The sequence below is a fragment of the Devosia sp. T2-14 genome, from assembly GCF_055397495.1.
In genome coordinates this window covers 1349559-1364556 of the sequence record NZ_AP027921.1, presented here as the reverse complement: position 1 = coordinate 1364556, position 14998 = coordinate 1349559, and the positions used below count along the sequence as shown (strand labels likewise).

Below are 14998 nucleotides of genomic sequence, written 5' to 3'. Positions count from 1 at the left end.
AAAAACAGAGTAACTAGAAACCAATTACGGCAACAGCTGGAAGGTTCCATTGCGCGGGGCTGACGCGCGCTTCACTTGCACGTTACGCCCCTGGCGATGAGGCTGGAAACGCCAATCCCCGCCGGAGCGGGGATTGGGAAATGCGCGTGAGTTGGCCCGCGATCAATAGGGATCGGAGCCAACCAGGATCTCGCGCTTGCCGGCGTGGTTGGCCGGCGAGATGACGCCTTCGCGCTCCATGCGCTCGATCAGGGTCGCGGCCTTGTTGTAGCCGATGGCCAGGCGCCGCTGCACATAGGAGGTCGACGCCTTCTTGTCGGTCAGCACGATATGGACGGCCTTGTCGTAAAGCTCGTCGCCTGAGCTGGCATAGTCGTCGCCACCACCGCCTTCGCCGCCGAACTCGCCGCCTTCATCCTCTTCCTCGGTGATGGAATCGAGGTAGTCGGGCGCGCCCTGACTCTTGAGGTGGTTGACCACCGCTTCCACTTCCGCGTCCGACACGAAGGGGCCGTGCAGGCGCTTGGTGCGGCCGCCCGAGGCCATGTAGAGCATGTCGCCATTGCCGAGCAGCTGCTCGGCACCCTGCTCGCCCAGAATGGTGCGCGAGTCGATCTTGGACGTCACCATGAACGAGATACGGGTCGGGAAGTTGGCCTTGATCGTGCCGGTGATGACGTCGACCGACGGGCGCTGGGTAGCGGTGATGATGTGGATGCCGGCGGCGCGTGCCATCTGGGCGAGGCGCTGGATCGCGCCTTCGATGTCCTTGCCGGCGACCATCATCAGGTCGGCCATTTCGTCGACGATCACCACGATATAGGGCAAGGGCTCGAGATCGAACTCTTCGCTCTCGAAGATCGCCTCGCCGGTCTCGCGATCAAAGCCGGTCTGCACCGTACGGGTGATGACCTCGCCCTTGGCCTTGGATTCGGTGACGCGCTGGTTGAAGCCGTCGATGTTGCGCACACCGATCTTGCTCATCTTGCGATAGCGGTCTTCCATTTCCCGCACGGCCCACTTGAGCGCCACCACCGCCTTTTGCGGATCGGTCACCACCGGGGTCAGCAGATGCGGGATGCCGTCATAAATGCTCAGTTCGAGCATTTTGGGGTCGATCATGATCATGCGGCACTGCTCGGGCGTCATCTGGTAGAGCAGGCTGAGAATGAAGGTATTGATGCCCACCGACTTGCCCGAGCCGGTGGTGCCGGCGATGAGCAGGTGCGGCATGCGTGCCAGGTCGGCAATGACGGGTTCGCCGCCAATAGTCTTGCCCAGGCAGATGGGCAGCTTGCCCTTCATCTTCTCAAAATCGGACGAGGCCAGCATTTCGCGGAAATAGACGGTTTCGCGATTGGTATTGGGCAGCTCGATGCCGATGGCATTGCGGCCAGGGACCACCGCCACGCGGGCGGAAATGGCGGACATGGAGCGGGCAATGTCGTCGGCCAGCGAAATGACGCGGCTCGACTTGATGCCCGGCGCGGGCTCGAGTTCGAACAGGGTCACGACGGGGCCCGGGCGGACATTGATGATGTCGCCCTTGACGCCAAAGTCTTCCAGCACGCCTTCAAGCTGGCGCGCCATGTCTTCGAGACGCTCGGGCGCATGCTCGGGCGATGGCCCCTTGTGCTTGGGCTCGGCCAGAAGGCTCAGCGAAGGAAGCTCGAACCCGCCATTGCTCTCGTCAAAGAACGAGCTCTGTGCTTCGCGCACGATGCGCTGGCCCTGGGCCGGGCGCGGGGCGGGCGCGGTGACGCGAGGCTTGGTCGGATCAACCGGGGTGAAGCGCGAATCGCCGCGCTGCTGGTGATTGACCACGGGCGGGGCAGCCGGCTCGGGAACATAGGCGTCAGGCGCGAAGGGCGTGTCGTCGTCGGCCTCTTCGGGATAATCGATCTCGCTGTCGTCGTAGCTCGGACGCGCATTGATACGCGGCGACACGGCCGGAGTCTCCACAAAGGCGGGTTCACGCTCGAAGCTGGCTTCGACGGGGGCATGGATGCGGCGCTGCGTCGGCGCGATGGAGGGCTCGCGGCGCTCGACTTCGGGCTCGGCATGACCATCCATGCTGGGCTCAACCTCGTCCTCGCGCCAGGTGGCGGCATCGGCCGCGCGCCGTTCGGCATGGTTTTCGCGAGCCCGGCGGAAAGCGGTGCGCAGGGTATAGCCCCAATGCACCAGCGCCCCGAGCACGATATCGACGATCGGATTGGTTTCGGGCTCGTCGGCCTCCGCAGCGGCGGCCGCCCCCTTACGACCAGCGGCACCCTTCTTGGGGCCGGTCGGAACCGAGCTGCCCAGGCCCATGGCCATCCAGAAGGTGGCAAAGGCCGGAACGGCGATGATGATGGCAAACAGCGTGGCCGTCACCGCCTGCGGCTGTTCGCCGGTGACGGTGGTCGCCAGAGCGGTAAAGCCATTGCCGACCAGCCCGCCGAGCCCGGTGGGCAGCGGCCAGGTATCGGGCATGGCGAAGAACGACAGCACGCCTGCGCTGAGCACGGTGGCGCCAATCCAGCCAATGACGCGCAGGCCCATCTTGGTGGGCATGCGGCGGCGGGCAAAGGTCCAGCCCCAGAGCGCTGGTGGCACCAGCATGATCGGTGCGGCCAGGCCAAACACCTGGAACAGCAGATCGGCGATCACCGCGCCCGGATAGCTTAGCCAGTTGGCCGGATGCTTGGCGGTGGCATAGGACAGGCTCGGATCATCGACCGACCAGGAGGCGAGCGCCACAAGGCAGATCGCAACCAGCCCAAGTAGGATGAAACCCGCGATGCGCACCGGGATTCGAATCGACAGCGCCGGCGGCGGGGTCGGTGCCGCTCTCGAGGCACCGCCGCGCGAACGCTGCGGAACTGAACGGATTTCGTCGAGCACTGGCGATGGTGAACTGGGCATGGGCGAACTCAATACTGCCCGGACGACTCCGGGCCCACTTTGCCGTCATGCTAGAATGGTCGGGTTAACCCAAGGCTAACCATGGGAAAGCCGGGCCGCGGCGCATGAAAAAAGGCCCACTCCGGGAGAGGAGCGGGCCAGTTGCGCTGCGATAAACGCGGCGGGTTGAAACGCAATTGAGCGAGGCGTACGGCGCGTGCGGTTTGCGAGGGGAAGCCTCTTTGGCGGGCCAAGAGGGCACGCGCCGCACACCACGATCAATCGCAGAAGGTAGGGAGGAGGCCCGACGGAGACGCCGCCGGGCCAGCCGGGTCAGTTGTAGGCGCGCTCGCCGTGGCTCGACAGGTCGAGGCCGTCGATCTCGCTGGACTCCGTCGCCCGGACGCCGCCGAACAGGGCCTTGACGATCAGCATGGCCACCAGGGCCACCACGCCCGACCAGACGATGGCGACAATCACGGCCAGGGCCTGCGTCACGAGCTGGCCGCCCATGTCGTAGCCCTCGGCACCAAAGCCGCCCAGCGCGGGGGCCGCGACGATGGCCGTACCCAGCGCACCGACGATGCCGCCAATGCCGTGGATGCCGAACACGTCGAGGCTATCGTCGTATTTCAGCATGGGCTTCAGGGTGACGACGGCCCAGAGGCAGACAAAGCCAGCCACGGCGCCCAGCACTATGGCGCCGAACGTACCGGCAAAGCCTGCTGCAGGGGTGATGGCGACAAGGCCAGCCACGGCGCCCGAAACAAAGCCCAGCGAAGAGGCGTGGCCGCGGGTGATCTTTTCACCCAGCGCCCAGGCAATGCCGGCAGCAGCAGGGGCGGTGATGGTGTTGAGGAAGGCTTGCGCAGCTAGACCGTTGGCCCCGAGGGCGGAACCGGCATGAAGCCGAACCAGCCAACCCAGAGCAGGCAGGCGCCGATATAGGTGAAGACCAGGTTATGTGGCGCAATCGGCTCCTTGAGATAGCCCAGGCGCGGGCCAACCACGATCGCGGCGATCAGCGCGGCAACACCGGAATTGATGTGAACCACCGTGCCACCGGCGAAATCGAGCGCGCCCATGTTGAAGAACAGGCCCGGGCCTGCCCAGACCATGTGAGCGATCGGCAGGTAGGAGAAGGTGAACCAGATGGCGAGGAACGCCATCACAGCGCCGAACTTCATGCGCTCGGCAATGCCGCCCACCACCAGCGTCGCGGTGATGCAGGCGAAGGTGAGCTGGAACACCACGAAGACCAGTTCGGGAATGCTGCCCGACACCGAATCGGGGTTCACATTGGCGAGGAACAGGTTGGAGAAGTCGCCGATAAAGGAAGAGAGCCCGCCTTCGCCGGGGCCCGAAAAGGCCAGCGAATAACCATAGGCGACCCAGAGCAGGGCGATCATACAGAATGCGCCGAACACCTGGGTGATCACCGAGAGGATATTCTTGGACCGCACGAGGCCGCCATAGAACAGGGCAACACCGGGAATGGTCATCAGGATGACCAGCAGGGTCGAGACGATCATCCAGGCGGTATCGCCGCTATCGATGGTGGCCACCGCTTCGGCGGCGGGGGCTGCCGCATCCTGGGCAAGGGCTGGCAACGCCAGCAGCAGGGAGGCCAAGGCTGCGCTCCCCAAGAGCTTTGTTATCTTCATTTCAGGTTCTCCCGAGGACGCTAGAGGGCAGACGCGCCGGTTTCGCCGGTGCGGATACGGGTGACGGCAAGCAGATCGAGCACGAAGATCTTGCCGTCGCCGATACGGCCGGTCTGAGCGCTGTCGCGGATGGCGGTGCTGACGGCATCCGCGAGCGCGTCATCGACAGCGATCTCGACCTTGAGCTTGGGCAGGAAATGCACGGCATATTCGGTGCCGCGATAGATTTCCGAATGCCCCTTCTGGCGGCCGTAGCCCTTCACCTCGGTCACGGTCATGCCGTGGACGTCGAGCGAGTTGAGAGCCTGGCGAACCTCTTCGAGGCGTGATGGCTTGATAATTGCGATCACCAGTTTCATGCGAGCCCCTTTGCGTGTTGGCGCTTTGGTCTGGAATGCCAAACTAGACTCAAGCGCCGTGCCAAGTTGGACGCGCTTGATTTATTGAAGCGATTTCAAAGACTTGCCGAACTGCACGAAATGGACGCCTATTCCCTCGCGCCGTGTTGCATATTTTTTGCACAGCGATTTTTGGTCGTGAGTATTTTTTAAGCACAACGTCCGCGACTGCATTGGGGTCGCAGGAGAGGTCTGCCGGTTGGCAGCCGGGCCGGTTCGGCGTAGGGGTCAGGAAGCGATGCAGGAGATGGCAATGAGCGCGAGCAACAGTTTCGACGTCATCATCGTTGGCGGCGGTCCGGTGGGGCTGACGCTGGCATTGGCGCTGGTACAATCGGCGCGCGGCATACGGGTCGGCCTGGTCGATCGCCGGCCGCTATCGGTGCCGCGGGACAATCGCGCTTCCGCCATCGCCGCCGGCGTGCGCCGGGTGTTCGAGGCGCTGGGCGTGTGGCCGCAAATGGCCGCCGGCGCCCAGCCGATCACGGCAATGCGCATCACCGATTCCGGCGAGAATGATATTTCCCGGCCGCTCTTTCTGACCTTTGACGGTGAAGTGGCTCCCGGCGAAGCCTTTGCCCATATGGTGCCCAACAGCGTCAGCGGGCTGGTGCTGCTCGAGGCGGCCAAGGACCGCATCGAAGTCATCGCCCCAGCCACCATTACCGGCTACACGGCCGACGCCACCTCCGCCCGGCTGATGCTTGATGACGGGCGCGTGCTGACGACGGCGCTGCTGGTGGCAGCGGATGGCGGGCAATCGGCCCTGCGCGGCATGGCGGGCATCGGCGTCGTCGGGCACGATTATGGCCAGACCGGGCTGGTCGCCACCATCGCCCATGAATTGCCGCATGAGGGCGTGGCCTATGAGCATTTCCGCCCCGCCGGACCCTTTGCCAGCCTGCCGCTGCCGGGCAATCGCTCATCGCTGGTGTGGACCGAGCGCAGTGAAGACGCGCCGCGCTTTCTCGCCATGCCGGCGGACGAGCTGGCGGCGGAAATCGAGGCCGTGATGGGATCATCGCTGGGTGCGGTGAAGACCGAAGAAAAGCTGATGGGCTTTCCGCTGCGCCTGCAGATCGCCCGCGATTTCGTCGCGCCGCGCCTGGCGCTGGTGGGCGATGCCGCACATGTGGTGCATCCCATTGCCGGACAGGGTCTGAACCTCGGCCTCAAGGACGTGGCGGCGCTGGCCGAAGTGGTGGTCGAGGCCATCCGGCTTGGGCTCGACCATGGGAGCGACGATGTGCTGGAGCGCTATCAGAGCTGGCGGCGGCTCGACACCACCAGCATGGCGGCGATGACCGATACGCTCAACCGGCTGTTTTCCAACGACATCGCCCCGGTGCGCGCCATCCGCGATTTCGGCCTGGGGCTGGTCGACCGGGCGGGCCCGGTCAAGTCGGCGCTGATTCGCACCGCGTCCGGAATTTCGGGCCGTGGGCCCAAATTGCTGAGCGGCCTGCCGATCTAGGCTAGTCGTGGCTGGCGTCGCGGAACAACCGCAATTCCTCGGGCTCGATGCTGCGGGCTTCTTCAAGGCTCAGCAAAGGCACGCCCCTGACAATGGGAAAGGCCAGGCGCGCCGCGACCGACACCAGTTCACTGCGATCGGCCGATAGCGACAGGCGCGTCTTGGTCAATGGGCAGACCAGCATTTCGAGTGTCTTGACCTCGAACACATGACGCGGATTGGCGGGCGGCTGGTTCATGGATCAGTTCAGCGGCGCCGCGCCGCCTCCGCCACCACGCGCCATTTCATATTCGGTCATGGCGATCAGCGTTTCGGCCCGCTGCTCGAGCGTGGGGGCTTCCAGCAGCACCTGCTTTTCGGCGGGGCCATAGGGCCCGACCATGCAGCAGAAATTGACGAGGTCGGCCGTTCCGGTGCGCTCGATCTCTTCCCAGTTGAGCTCGATGCTGGCGAATTCGGCATAGTCGCGCATCATCTTGACGAAGCGCGGACGATCCACCGCGTCTTCGCCGAAGTCGCGGGTGAAATCGGACGCGAATTCATCGGCGGAAATGACGCCCTGCCGGTAGGGCGTCATCACCGTCAGCTCATGCACCAGGCGGAAGCGCGTCACCCCCTCGAGGATGATGAAGTAGCGCCCCTCGCCGCTTTCCTCGAAATGAGTGAGGCGGCCAAGGCATCCGATGGCCTGCAGCGGGCTGCGGCCCTTGGGGCTTTCCTCGCTTGTGTCTTCGGGCTGGATCAGCCCGATCAGGCGGTCACCACGCAGGGCGGCGTCCACCAGTTCGATATAGCGCGGCTCAAATATGTTGAGCGGGCGGTGGGAGAACGGCAGCAGCAGGGCGCCCGACAACGGAAAGACCGGTACGGATTTCGGCAGATCGGCCGTCGATGCTGGACGCTTGGGCATAGTCGCGTTTCCTACGAGAACAGGGCCGCCGACAGCATGCGCCGGCCCTTGTTGGTCGCCGGGTCCTTGGGGCCCCAGGCGTCAAAGAACTCAAGCAGCTTCTTGCGCGCGCCGTCTTCGTTCCAGGTGCGATCGCGCTTGAAGATGGCCACCAGCGCCTCGGCGGCCTCGACATGGCGGCCTTCGGCATTGAGCGCCAGCGCCAGGTCGTAGCGGGCCTGATGATCATCGGGATTGGCGGCAACGGCGGCTTCGAGCGCGGCGGTTTCGCTGAGATTGGCCGCTTCGCCGAGCAGGCGAATCGAATTGACGAGGCTCGCATAGGCGTCGCCCGTGCGGCCGGCCTCGGGAATCATGTCGAGGGTTGCCTGCGCCTGCTCGGTCTCGCCAGCGGCCAGATAGACCTGGCTCAGCCCGATCAGGGATGCCGCATGGTCGGGCTGGTGCTGCAGCACCATGCCAAAGATCTGCGCGGCGCGGCCAAGATCGCCCGCAGCCAGTGCGTCCTGAGCCGCGGCAACGGCTTCGGCGATCTGGGCTTCCATCGAGCCTTCGGCGGGACCCGCAGCGGGGGCGCCGGCAATTACCTTGTCGGCGAATCGGCGCAGCTCGCCCTCGGGCATAGCGCCCATGAAGGCATCGACCGGACGGCCGCCCGAAAAGGCGAACACGGCCGGAATCGACTGAATGCCGAGCTGACCGGCGATCTGGGGGTTCTCGTCGATGTTGATCTTGATCAGCCGAATCGCGCCGGCCTTTTCATTGACCACTTTTTCGAGGGCCGGCGTCAGCTGACGACAGGGGCCGCACCATGGCGCCCAGAAATCCACCAGGACCGGGGCTTCATTGGACGCATCGATCACGTCGACCTTGAAGGCCTGATCGGTGGAATCCTTGATCAGGGCGGCGACGGGCGCTGCGGATTGGGGAGCGGCGGCAATGCCATTGAACGGGGTGGACATGACTGAAAAAGGCCCTTCCAACGAGGCAAACTGGGAAATTCGCGGTTCTTCTTGCGCCCGCAAACGGTGACGTGACAAGCCCTTCTATCCACAAGCAGACACGAAGATGACGATCTTGCCAAAAAGTGGGTTGCAATCGGAATATCGATTGGGCATATAGGCGCTCGTCGACGGGGTGCCAAGCGCAGCCGCCGACGAAACGGAGCGCGGGTGTAGCTCAGGGGTAGAGCATAACCTTGCCAAGGTTAGGGTCGTGGGTTCGAATCCCATCGCCCGCTCCAAATCCTCCCAATCTGGGAGTGGCAACAAAAGGCCGGGCTTATTGCCCGGCCTTTGGTTTTTCTGGCCGTTTTCCGGGCCTTTGCCGCGAATCACCCAATCCAAAACCTCTGCCAGGCACGTTCCCTCCGAGGAGCATGACTTGCCGTTTGGCTGGACCGAATCAACTTGGTTGGAGTCCGTGGTTCCCATCGGGTTCCATCAGGAGCGCTCCTCAATTCGTAGCCATATTGCAGGTGCCGGAATAAACATCCGCACCATCGGTCAGCCAGAACCGCATCGGCTGCGTGTATGTGAAAATACGGAGCTGGTTTAAAAGCGGGTCTGCGTCAGGCAAGTGAGCGAGCAGATCACGATGATTAGAGGCTTGCCGGAGAACCACCCATTTTTCGGTCTTTTCTTGGGTAGTCATCACACCCGTTGAACTTTCGAAGAGGAAGCTGCTCGACCGATCCCATTTCCACCAGTCGAATGATCGCTCGGCTTGAAGCATACCATCTGTTGAAACATAGGCAGCATCTTTGAAGTCACATAAAAATGCCTTCCCGTCGTAGCTCACTTTATCCGTTGGCCCTTCAAACTGGAATTTGTCTGGCTGGACCTCCAGAATAATCGCAGCCTGAACCGATGGCGCGGAGATCAACGCCAAGGCGGCGATCACGATTGTATGGGCTTTCATGCTCACTCCCGGAATCTGATAACGAGCATTATAGTGCGTCGCGCTAACGTGCACAATTTTGCTCGTTATGTCGCATGGATGTGCGACGGGTCATCGGGGAGAATGTCAGGCGCTACCGTCTCGCGGCAGATCTGTCTCAAGACGCTGTAGCAGCGCGAATGGGCGTAGACCGCGCCTATATCAGCGCTCTTGAGCTTGGCAGGCGCAATCCCACCGCACTGACGCTATGGCACACGGCGCAAGCGTTGGATGTGAAAGTTGGGCAATTGTTGGAGGAAAGCGATGAAGCACCCATGTCCGCTCCTCCCATAAAAAAGCGCGCGAGCAAACGTCCGGCATCGTGACAACGACCCCCGGATATGGCGCAGACCCGAACGGGTCCCTTCGTATATTGTTTCGTTAGCGCAGGTGGGGGGAGGCTGAGGCCAGCCGCCCCCGTACGCCACTAGCATGGTGGCGCGGCCACGGGAGGCATACACCCGTGGCCGGGAGCGGGTGGACGGGCCTGCAGTGCCGGCCACCGCCCACGGCACGCGGAAGGCCCACCGCCGTAGTGGCGGCAGGGCCTTTGCTCTATCGCATTGGATGCTGAGCGCTCACAATGTTGGACAGCGCTTTCGCGAAACTGAAATCCGCCGCCTCACCGTCCTCAAACACCGCCCAGAAACACCGGGTCCAGTTTTCCACTCCCGCACGATAGCGGCGTTCAAAACCGACAACCCGCCGACCGGCGAATTCTTCCAACTTATCGGGCCGATTGAGCCATAGGTGTTCAACGAACTCCGCATCTGCACCACATATACGGCTACCAATCGCGCCCTCGTTGAGAATATGCCGGCAGTGAGCCACTGCCTGACCTCGTGAGGAAAAGACGATACCCGCAATCCGGATCGGCAGGGCCTTACCCATGGTTCACCTCCTGCGTGGCAGTGCCGCCGTTGGTGTAAGCCCGGTCAAGCTGGCCCATCGCGTCAGCGCCACCGCGAACGGCCTGGGTATAATGCCCGAGCGTCACATTGGCATTGGCATGACCCGCCAGTTTGGCGACCAAGCCCACCTCCACCCCCTGCGCTTGCAGCGTCGAGATGAAGCTATGCCGCGCCGCGTGTGGGGTCACATAGGGCAGCTTGAGCTCTTCGAACGCCGGCACCCAGAACCGTTTACGGAAGTTCTGGTAGAGCAGCGGCCCGCCACCGTCCTTGCGCGGCAATGGCCAGGGTTGGAGGCGACCGGGGCCAGGAAATACCCGATGCAGCTTGCCGTCCTGCCGGGGGCACGCCAAGCGCCAAGCGAGCAGCATTTCCCGGAGCGTCGCCGTCATAGGTATTTCCCGCTGGCCCGCCTCGGTCTTGGTGGTTTCGGTGAGGCTGCCGTCCCGCTCCTGAATGCGTCGGACGTGGATGCCATTGCCGTCAAAATCCACGTCCTCCCACAACAGGCCCAGCTGCTCGCTGATGCGGGTGCCGGTGAGAAAAGGAAACGCGTAGTAGATGCCGCGATGCGTGTCGGCCTTGGCCTGGGCAAGGAGCTTACCCACCTGCTCCGACGTCAGAATGGTCTTTTTGACCTTGCTGCGCCGACGCACGACATTGGAGGGCATGGCGGGAGCCCGGACCCGATAATCCTCCTCGCACAGGGCCAGCGCCGCCTTCAGCATCGAGAGCGCACGGTTGGCCGTATACCGCCCCACTTGCTCCATGACGGTGCGATGCCAATTACGAATATCCGCCGTGGTGAGATCGGCGGTTGAGACCTCACCCAGCATTTTCAGCAACCGGGCATCGCGCCGGGGCAATTCACCTGACATGGCGTATTCAGCGCGTTCTTGCATCGTGCCTTCGAGCAGCGGGCCGGTAATGGCCTTGGCCACGACCCGATAGCCATACAGCGTCGAGGCTTTGACCTCGGTTTCTCGGTTGGCAAGGAAATGCGCCACCGCCTCGGCAACCGTCGGGGCACGGCTGGGATCGACATAGACCCCCGCATGCACCTTGCTCAGCAGCTGGGTCTTAAAAGCTTCCGCCTCGCGGCGCGTCTCGAACGAGGGGAGCTTACGCTGCCCGGTATCGGGGTCGCGGAAATTGGCGAACCAGCGGGTCAGTTCAACCATATTACCACCGGCAAGGAGGCGACGACGCACCCGCTTGGTGATGGAGACAGTTACAGGGTTCATTGCGTTTAACCTATTGTGAATTCAACCAAAAACAGGAAAACACGGGCGATATATCGCGCACAATTTCTCGGCGCTCCGGCGTGGAACCGCAAAGGAACCACGCGGCCTCAGAGGATATTTGCAGCGTGTTTTTCGGAGGATTGGAGGTCCCGGCGGACGGGGCCTCGCGGTGTTCAAGAACGGTGCCGGATTCCACGCCCATTCGGGTTGGGATCGCGGCGTAGCGCATGTGGCGGCTGTGGCAGTGCTACGGCCAGGGGGCCGCTGGGTCCGGCAGCCCGGTGCCCACACACCACCACTCACTGTGGCGGCGCTACATATGCCACGCCGCTACAGCTAAAATTTTTGCCTGGCCCTTTGTTCACGGTTCGGCTCCCTGGACGGTCGCTCGTATCCACGCAAAACCTTGCCGCCTACCCGAATTCGTTTTGGGCCGGACCAACCCAGCGAAATCATAATGCTGCCGATCTGCTGCTGCTGAAAGGGCTGGCGGCTGCCTGGCGGGAGGTGAAGCAGATCCGAGAATATCTCTTCAGTGGTGATCCGCTCCAGACCATTTGCCACCGAGCCTTCCGCGTTGCTCAAAATGTCGTGCCAAGGATGCTCTTCTAGCCTGGCTGTTTGGGCGGCTGCAGCATCTGCCCAAAGCTCCTCAGGCAAGACGACGCTGAATCCCTGCTCTTCGAGGTGCGCCGCTTCGGCCCAAAGTTGATCGCGATCCCGAGCCAAGGCGTCGGTGTCGATTGTCGTGGTGGCCACCGGCCAAAATCGGCGGTTGCCGGTTGTGTCCCGCAGATAGGCGCCCTGGTTCGTCGTTCCGATGAACACGACTTGGCGGGGTCGGTCCTCGCGATATCGACCGTATGCGGGGCGGCCACGGTCAACTTGGCGGGAGACGAAGGCCTTCAGCCGAGCAATATCGGCCTTGTTCATCCCCGAAAGCTCGCCCAGTTCAAAAAGCCAAACACCTTCGATTAATTCGATCTGCTGTTTTGCATCGACAGAAAGAATATCCTGATCAGCAAAATTGGAGTCGCCTGCCAAGATTCTGATGGCCGTTGACTTTCCGCTGCCCTGCTTGCCTTCGAGTACGAGCACGGTGTCGAACTTGCTGCCCGCCTGACGAACCCGCCGAACTGCGGCGACCATGACCGCTCGCGACATTGCGCGATGCAGTGGCGTGTCCTCTGCTCCAAAGTAATGATTGAGCAAGGACGGTACGCGTTCCTGTCCATCCCACCTCAGCAGATTCAGGTAGTCGCTTACCGGATGAACTTTGTTCTCAAGACAAATGACATTCGCTGCTTCAATGACGTTGTATTTCCCCGGATCAAAACCAAACTGGTCTATGATGGCCGAACGGATTACCGCGCATAGGTCGTCACTAAGCTCCCCGGCATATCCCTGCAGTGCATCACCGGAAATTAGCTTACGGTGATGAAACACATCGTGCTGCCCCTCCAAACCAAGCCTATCGAGCGCAATAACCGTGTTGCGATAGGTGGGCCTGGGGCCTTTGCTGGTCGCGTCTGGCCAGCCGCCCGCAACAGCTTCTAGGGCTGCGCGAATCTGCTTCAGCGCATAGCGTTCCGGCTGCTTCTTATCGAGGACAGATTGGGAAATGCCATAGGCCTGATCCAGAAGCAGTGAGGCGATAACATCGTGCGCAACATTCGCCCTTAGCAAGTCGCAAATGACACGAAATACAATTTCGCTGCGCGAGGGGTATCGGGCGCCGGCTTCACCCATTGGGCTACTGGGATCATCTCCATGAATGATTAGTTGGCGGGTTTCCTCACTGACGGAATCCGGCAGCGTGTCCAGTTCGATATGAGCTGGAATCGTGCTCAGATGCACCTCAGTTGCTGGTTCGGCGGCGACAAGCGGCTGGAAGTCATGCGCGCTGTAACGCAGATCAAAATTGCCGTGCCGTTCGACCACATAGGCTAGCGCTTCCACCCTACCCTGCGACCTTTTCTTGGCGTTGGGAATGTTAATCGTACCAGGCACCCGCATGATGCGGTCGATGTTGTGGCAATTATCTCCACCCAGGTCCTGAGCGATTTTGGCGTTTCGGAGTTCGACGCCCTCCAAGTCTGTGGTGGGCTCCGACAAAGTCCAAAAAGCCTGGAAGCCACCACCTGAAAACAGCACCACCGAAGGGGCCGGTTCATAGGCTTGAATGCGCGGCAGAGCCTCCGGATCGTCGATATCGACATGGAGGTGTCGAGCCGTCGCTATGTCTTGTTTTTTGGCCTTTTTATTACGCACACCGGGCAATGACTCGTTCACCTGAAAGTAGAGGTTTGCTACGCCCTGACGGGCGTCAAGCCAATGAAAGGCGCTCTCGTGGGCATCAGCTTCAAAGGTGATTGCCTCGACACGACCATTGGCATGTATTGCGACCAAATGCAGAGCACGGTCAGTGTGCATGCCTCGCAAGAAGCGGACGGCGGCGGGGGTATCGTGCAACAGCTGTGCCATCATACACCTCCCTGGCGGGAAGAGTTGATGATTGCCCCTACCTCGGACAGCTTCACCAGACGACGAGTATTGTAGACGAAATAGGTGGGAATGATGCCAGCACGAGCGGCGCGCTGCACCTTGAAGTAGGGCAAGCCGAAATGGGCCGCCGCGACCTTGAGGGTTACCAATTGCTCAAAATGCTGGCTCGTTGAGCGAGGAGGAAACGGAGTTGGCATGATCGACATCCTGTGGATTGAGGAGTGTCGACGGCGCCATCGACAGGAACGTTATCCTGCGAACTGGCGCGACAAATCTTCTGCACACCTAGGGTCTGGGGACTTTTAGGTTTAGGGGCGGCAGGTGATCAGATGGGAGGTCAACTAGGCGGCGCATCGTTTTCACAGACAGCCGGTTTTCACGAAACGCGTACGTCAGCTGGCCAAAGTGGGGGTTCGCCTTCGCGTCCCTTTCAAGGTTTAAGAACTTCTCAAACCACAAGACATCTGGCGGCGGGTCCATATGAATGCTGCCTTCAATAATGGCGTTGATCAGCGACCAAACTGCTTCCTCAGTTTCGCCCCTAGAGGCGAATGAGCTACGCAGCCGAAGAAAATAGTGGGCAAACCATTGTCTTTGCTGATCTAGACTAACTACCTCGGCACCAGCCAGACCCGCTCGCTTGCCTTCTACATCAGGGCCCCGTGCCATTACCGCTGCGGTGACAAATCCATGGCAACTTAACAGAGCAGACCACTCGTGCATGAATTGAGCGGTCATGGCGCGGTTCGCAATCGCGACTTCTGTCTCAGCAAGGGCCTCAAGACCACGCCCGTGAAACAGAAGTAGATTCTCACGATCATCGGTTAGGCGATAACGCGCGACGAACAGGCTATCCAATCTCAGATCATCCGGATCGAGCGATTTACGGTATTCTTTTTCGAGCGCCTCCTCCTCGGTTTCAAAATGAACGCCCATCAGATCGTCGTGCATAATGCGCCAGATTTCCTCGAGACGCTGCCAGAAGTGGTCGTTATCTAGGGGGGTAGTCAGAACCTCGAAGAAGTAGGGCACGCCTGATCCTTTGCGTTGCTTCCGCGCATGCGCGCA

At 61.6% G+C, this 14998-nt stretch carries 13 protein-coding genes, 1 tRNA gene and 1 pseudogene; 3 read left to right on the top strand and 12 right to left on the bottom strand.

Features of this window, described 5'->3' with window-relative positions:
- Positions 1-162: 162 nt before the first annotated feature.
- From ACZ5WT_RS06760 to ACZ5WT_RS06750, 3 genes and pseudogenes are all read right to left on the bottom strand, one after another.
- Positions 163-2907: a DNA translocase FtsK 4TM domain-containing protein gene (locus ACZ5WT_RS06760; protein ID WP_464286608.1), complete on the bottom strand. Its 2745-nt coding sequence runs from the start codon at positions 2905-2907 to the stop codon at positions 163-165.
- 312 nt (positions 2908-3219) lie between these two features.
- Positions 3220-4550, bottom strand: a pseudogene (locus tag ACZ5WT_RS06755) (ammonium transporter).
- Between the two features lie 20 nt (positions 4551-4570).
- Positions 4571-4909: a P-II family nitrogen regulator gene (locus ACZ5WT_RS06750; RefSeq protein WP_035101987.1), complete on the bottom strand. Its 339-nt coding sequence runs from the start codon at positions 4907-4909 to the stop codon at positions 4571-4573.
- Positions 4910-5201: 292 nt separating this feature from the next.
- On the opposite strand from ACZ5WT_RS06750, the gene ACZ5WT_RS06745 reads away from it, so the two are divergent.
- A complete protein-coding gene (locus ACZ5WT_RS06745; protein ID WP_464286607.1) occupies positions 5202-6422 on the top strand; it encodes an FAD-dependent monooxygenase in 1221 nt (406 codons plus the stop codon).
- 1 nt (position 6423) lies between these two features.
- On the opposite strand, the gene ACZ5WT_RS06740 is transcribed toward ACZ5WT_RS06745, so the two are convergent.
- From ACZ5WT_RS06740 to trxA, 3 genes are read right to left on the bottom strand one after another with little or no spacing between them, the layout of a single operon-like run.
- Positions 6424-6660, bottom strand: a complete 237-nt coding sequence (locus tag ACZ5WT_RS06740; RefSeq protein ID WP_464286606.1) for a Trm112 family protein — start codon at positions 6658-6660, stop codon at positions 6424-6426.
- Positions 6661-6663: 3 nt separating this feature from the next.
- A complete protein-coding gene (locus ACZ5WT_RS06735; protein ID WP_464286605.1) occupies positions 6664-7332 on the bottom strand; it encodes an LON peptidase substrate-binding domain-containing protein in 669 nt (222 codons plus the stop codon).
- A gap of 11 nt (positions 7333-7343) precedes the next feature.
- Positions 7344-8294, bottom strand: a complete 951-nt coding sequence (gene trxA, locus ACZ5WT_RS06730; protein ID WP_464286604.1) for a thioredoxin — start codon at positions 8292-8294, stop codon at positions 7344-7346.
- A gap of 206 nt (positions 8295-8500) precedes the next feature.
- On the opposite strand from trxA, the gene ACZ5WT_RS06725 reads away from it, so the two are divergent.
- Positions 8501-8575: transfer RNA gene (locus tag ACZ5WT_RS06725), tRNA-Gly, on the top strand.
- 212 nt (positions 8576-8787) lie between these two features.
- Here ACZ5WT_RS06725 and ACZ5WT_RS06720 read toward each other — a convergent pair.
- Positions 8788-9252, bottom strand: a complete 465-nt coding sequence (locus tag ACZ5WT_RS06720; RefSeq protein ID WP_464286603.1) for a hypothetical protein — start codon at positions 9250-9252, stop codon at positions 8788-8790.
- A 74-nt stretch (positions 9253-9326) separates the two neighbouring features.
- Between ACZ5WT_RS06720 and ACZ5WT_RS06715 the strand changes: the two genes are divergently transcribed.
- Entirely contained in the window at positions 9327-9596 is a 270-nt protein-coding gene (locus ACZ5WT_RS06715; RefSeq protein WP_459094296.1) for a helix-turn-helix domain-containing protein, read from the top strand.
- A 229-nt stretch (positions 9597-9825) separates the two neighbouring features.
- Here the strand turns inward: ACZ5WT_RS06715 and ACZ5WT_RS06710 are convergent, their stop codons facing one another.
- From ACZ5WT_RS06710 to ACZ5WT_RS06690, 5 genes are all read right to left on the bottom strand, one after another.
- Positions 9826-10161 (bottom strand): DUF3223 domain-containing protein, encoded by a 336-nt coding sequence (locus ACZ5WT_RS06710; protein ID WP_464286602.1) that lies wholly within the window; start codon positions 10159-10161, stop codon positions 9826-9828.
- Complete coding sequence (locus ACZ5WT_RS06705) at positions 10154-11362, bottom strand: tyrosine-type recombinase/integrase (RefSeq protein WP_464286601.1); 1209 nt, start codon at positions 11360-11362, stop codon at positions 10154-10156. Before ACZ5WT_RS06705 ends, ACZ5WT_RS06710 begins: the two co-directional genes overlap by 8 nt.
- Positions 11363-11761: 399 nt before the next feature.
- Positions 11762-13909 carry a VapE domain-containing protein gene (locus ACZ5WT_RS06700; protein ID WP_464286600.1) on the bottom strand — a complete coding sequence of 716 codons (2148 nt, stop codon included), beginning with the start codon at positions 13907-13909 and terminating at the stop codon, positions 11762-11764.
- Positions 13909-14127: a hypothetical protein gene (locus tag ACZ5WT_RS06695; RefSeq protein WP_464286599.1), complete on the bottom strand. Its 219-nt coding sequence runs from the start codon at positions 14125-14127 to the stop codon at positions 13909-13911. Before ACZ5WT_RS06695 ends, ACZ5WT_RS06700 begins: the two co-directional genes overlap by 1 nt.
- An 88-nt stretch (positions 14128-14215) precedes the next feature.
- Positions 14216-14962, bottom strand: coding sequence for a hypothetical protein (locus ACZ5WT_RS06690; RefSeq protein WP_464286598.1), 747 nt, complete (start codon positions 14960-14962; stop codon positions 14216-14218).
- Between the last annotated feature and the right edge of the window lie 36 nt (positions 14963-14998).

Bases quoted from the DNA above. Each gene is read 5' to 3' on its own strand.
- ACZ5WT_RS06715 (WP_459094296.1), top strand. From the start codon at position 9,327: ATGGATGTGCGACGGGTCATCGGGGAGAATGTCAGGCGCTACCGTCTC.
- trxA (WP_464286604.1), bottom strand. From the start codon at position 8,294: ATGTCCACCCCGTTCAATGGCATTGCCGCCGCTCCCCAATCCGCAGCG.
- ACZ5WT_RS06710 (WP_464286602.1), bottom strand. From the start codon at position 10,161: ATGGGTAAGGCCCTGCCGATCCGGATTGCGGGTATCGTCTTTTCCTCA.
- ACZ5WT_RS06750 (WP_035101987.1), bottom strand. From the start codon at position 4,909: ATGAAACTGGTGATCGCAATTATCAAGCCATCACGCCTCGAAGAGGTT.
- ACZ5WT_RS06705 (WP_464286601.1), bottom strand. From the start codon at position 11,362: ATGGTTGAACTGACCCGCTGGTTCGCCAATTTCCGCGACCCCGATACC.
- ACZ5WT_RS06740 (WP_464286606.1), bottom strand. From the start codon at position 6,660: ATGAACCAGCCGCCCGCCAATCCGCGTCATGTGTTCGAGGTCAAGACA.
- ACZ5WT_RS06745 (WP_464286607.1), top strand. From the start codon at position 5,202: ATGAGCGCGAGCAACAGTTTCGACGTCATCATCGTTGGCGGCGGTCCG.
- ACZ5WT_RS06700 (WP_464286600.1), bottom strand. From the start codon at position 13,909: ATGGCACAGCTGTTGCACGATACCCCCGCCGCCGTCCGCTTCTTGCGA.
- ACZ5WT_RS06735 (WP_464286605.1), bottom strand. From the start codon at position 7,332: ATGCCCAAGCGTCCAGCATCGACGGCCGATCTGCCGAAATCCGTACCG.
- ACZ5WT_RS06720 (WP_464286603.1), bottom strand. From the start codon at position 9,252: ATGAAAGCCCATACAATCGTGATCGCCGCCTTGGCGTTGATCTCCGCG.
- ACZ5WT_RS06695 (WP_464286599.1), bottom strand. From the start codon at position 14,127: ATGCCAACTCCGTTTCCTCCTCGCTCAACGAGCCAGCATTTTGAGCAA.
- ACZ5WT_RS06760 (WP_464286608.1), bottom strand. From the start codon at position 2,907: ATGCCCAGTTCACCATCGCCAGTGCTCGACGAAATCCGTTCAGTTCCG.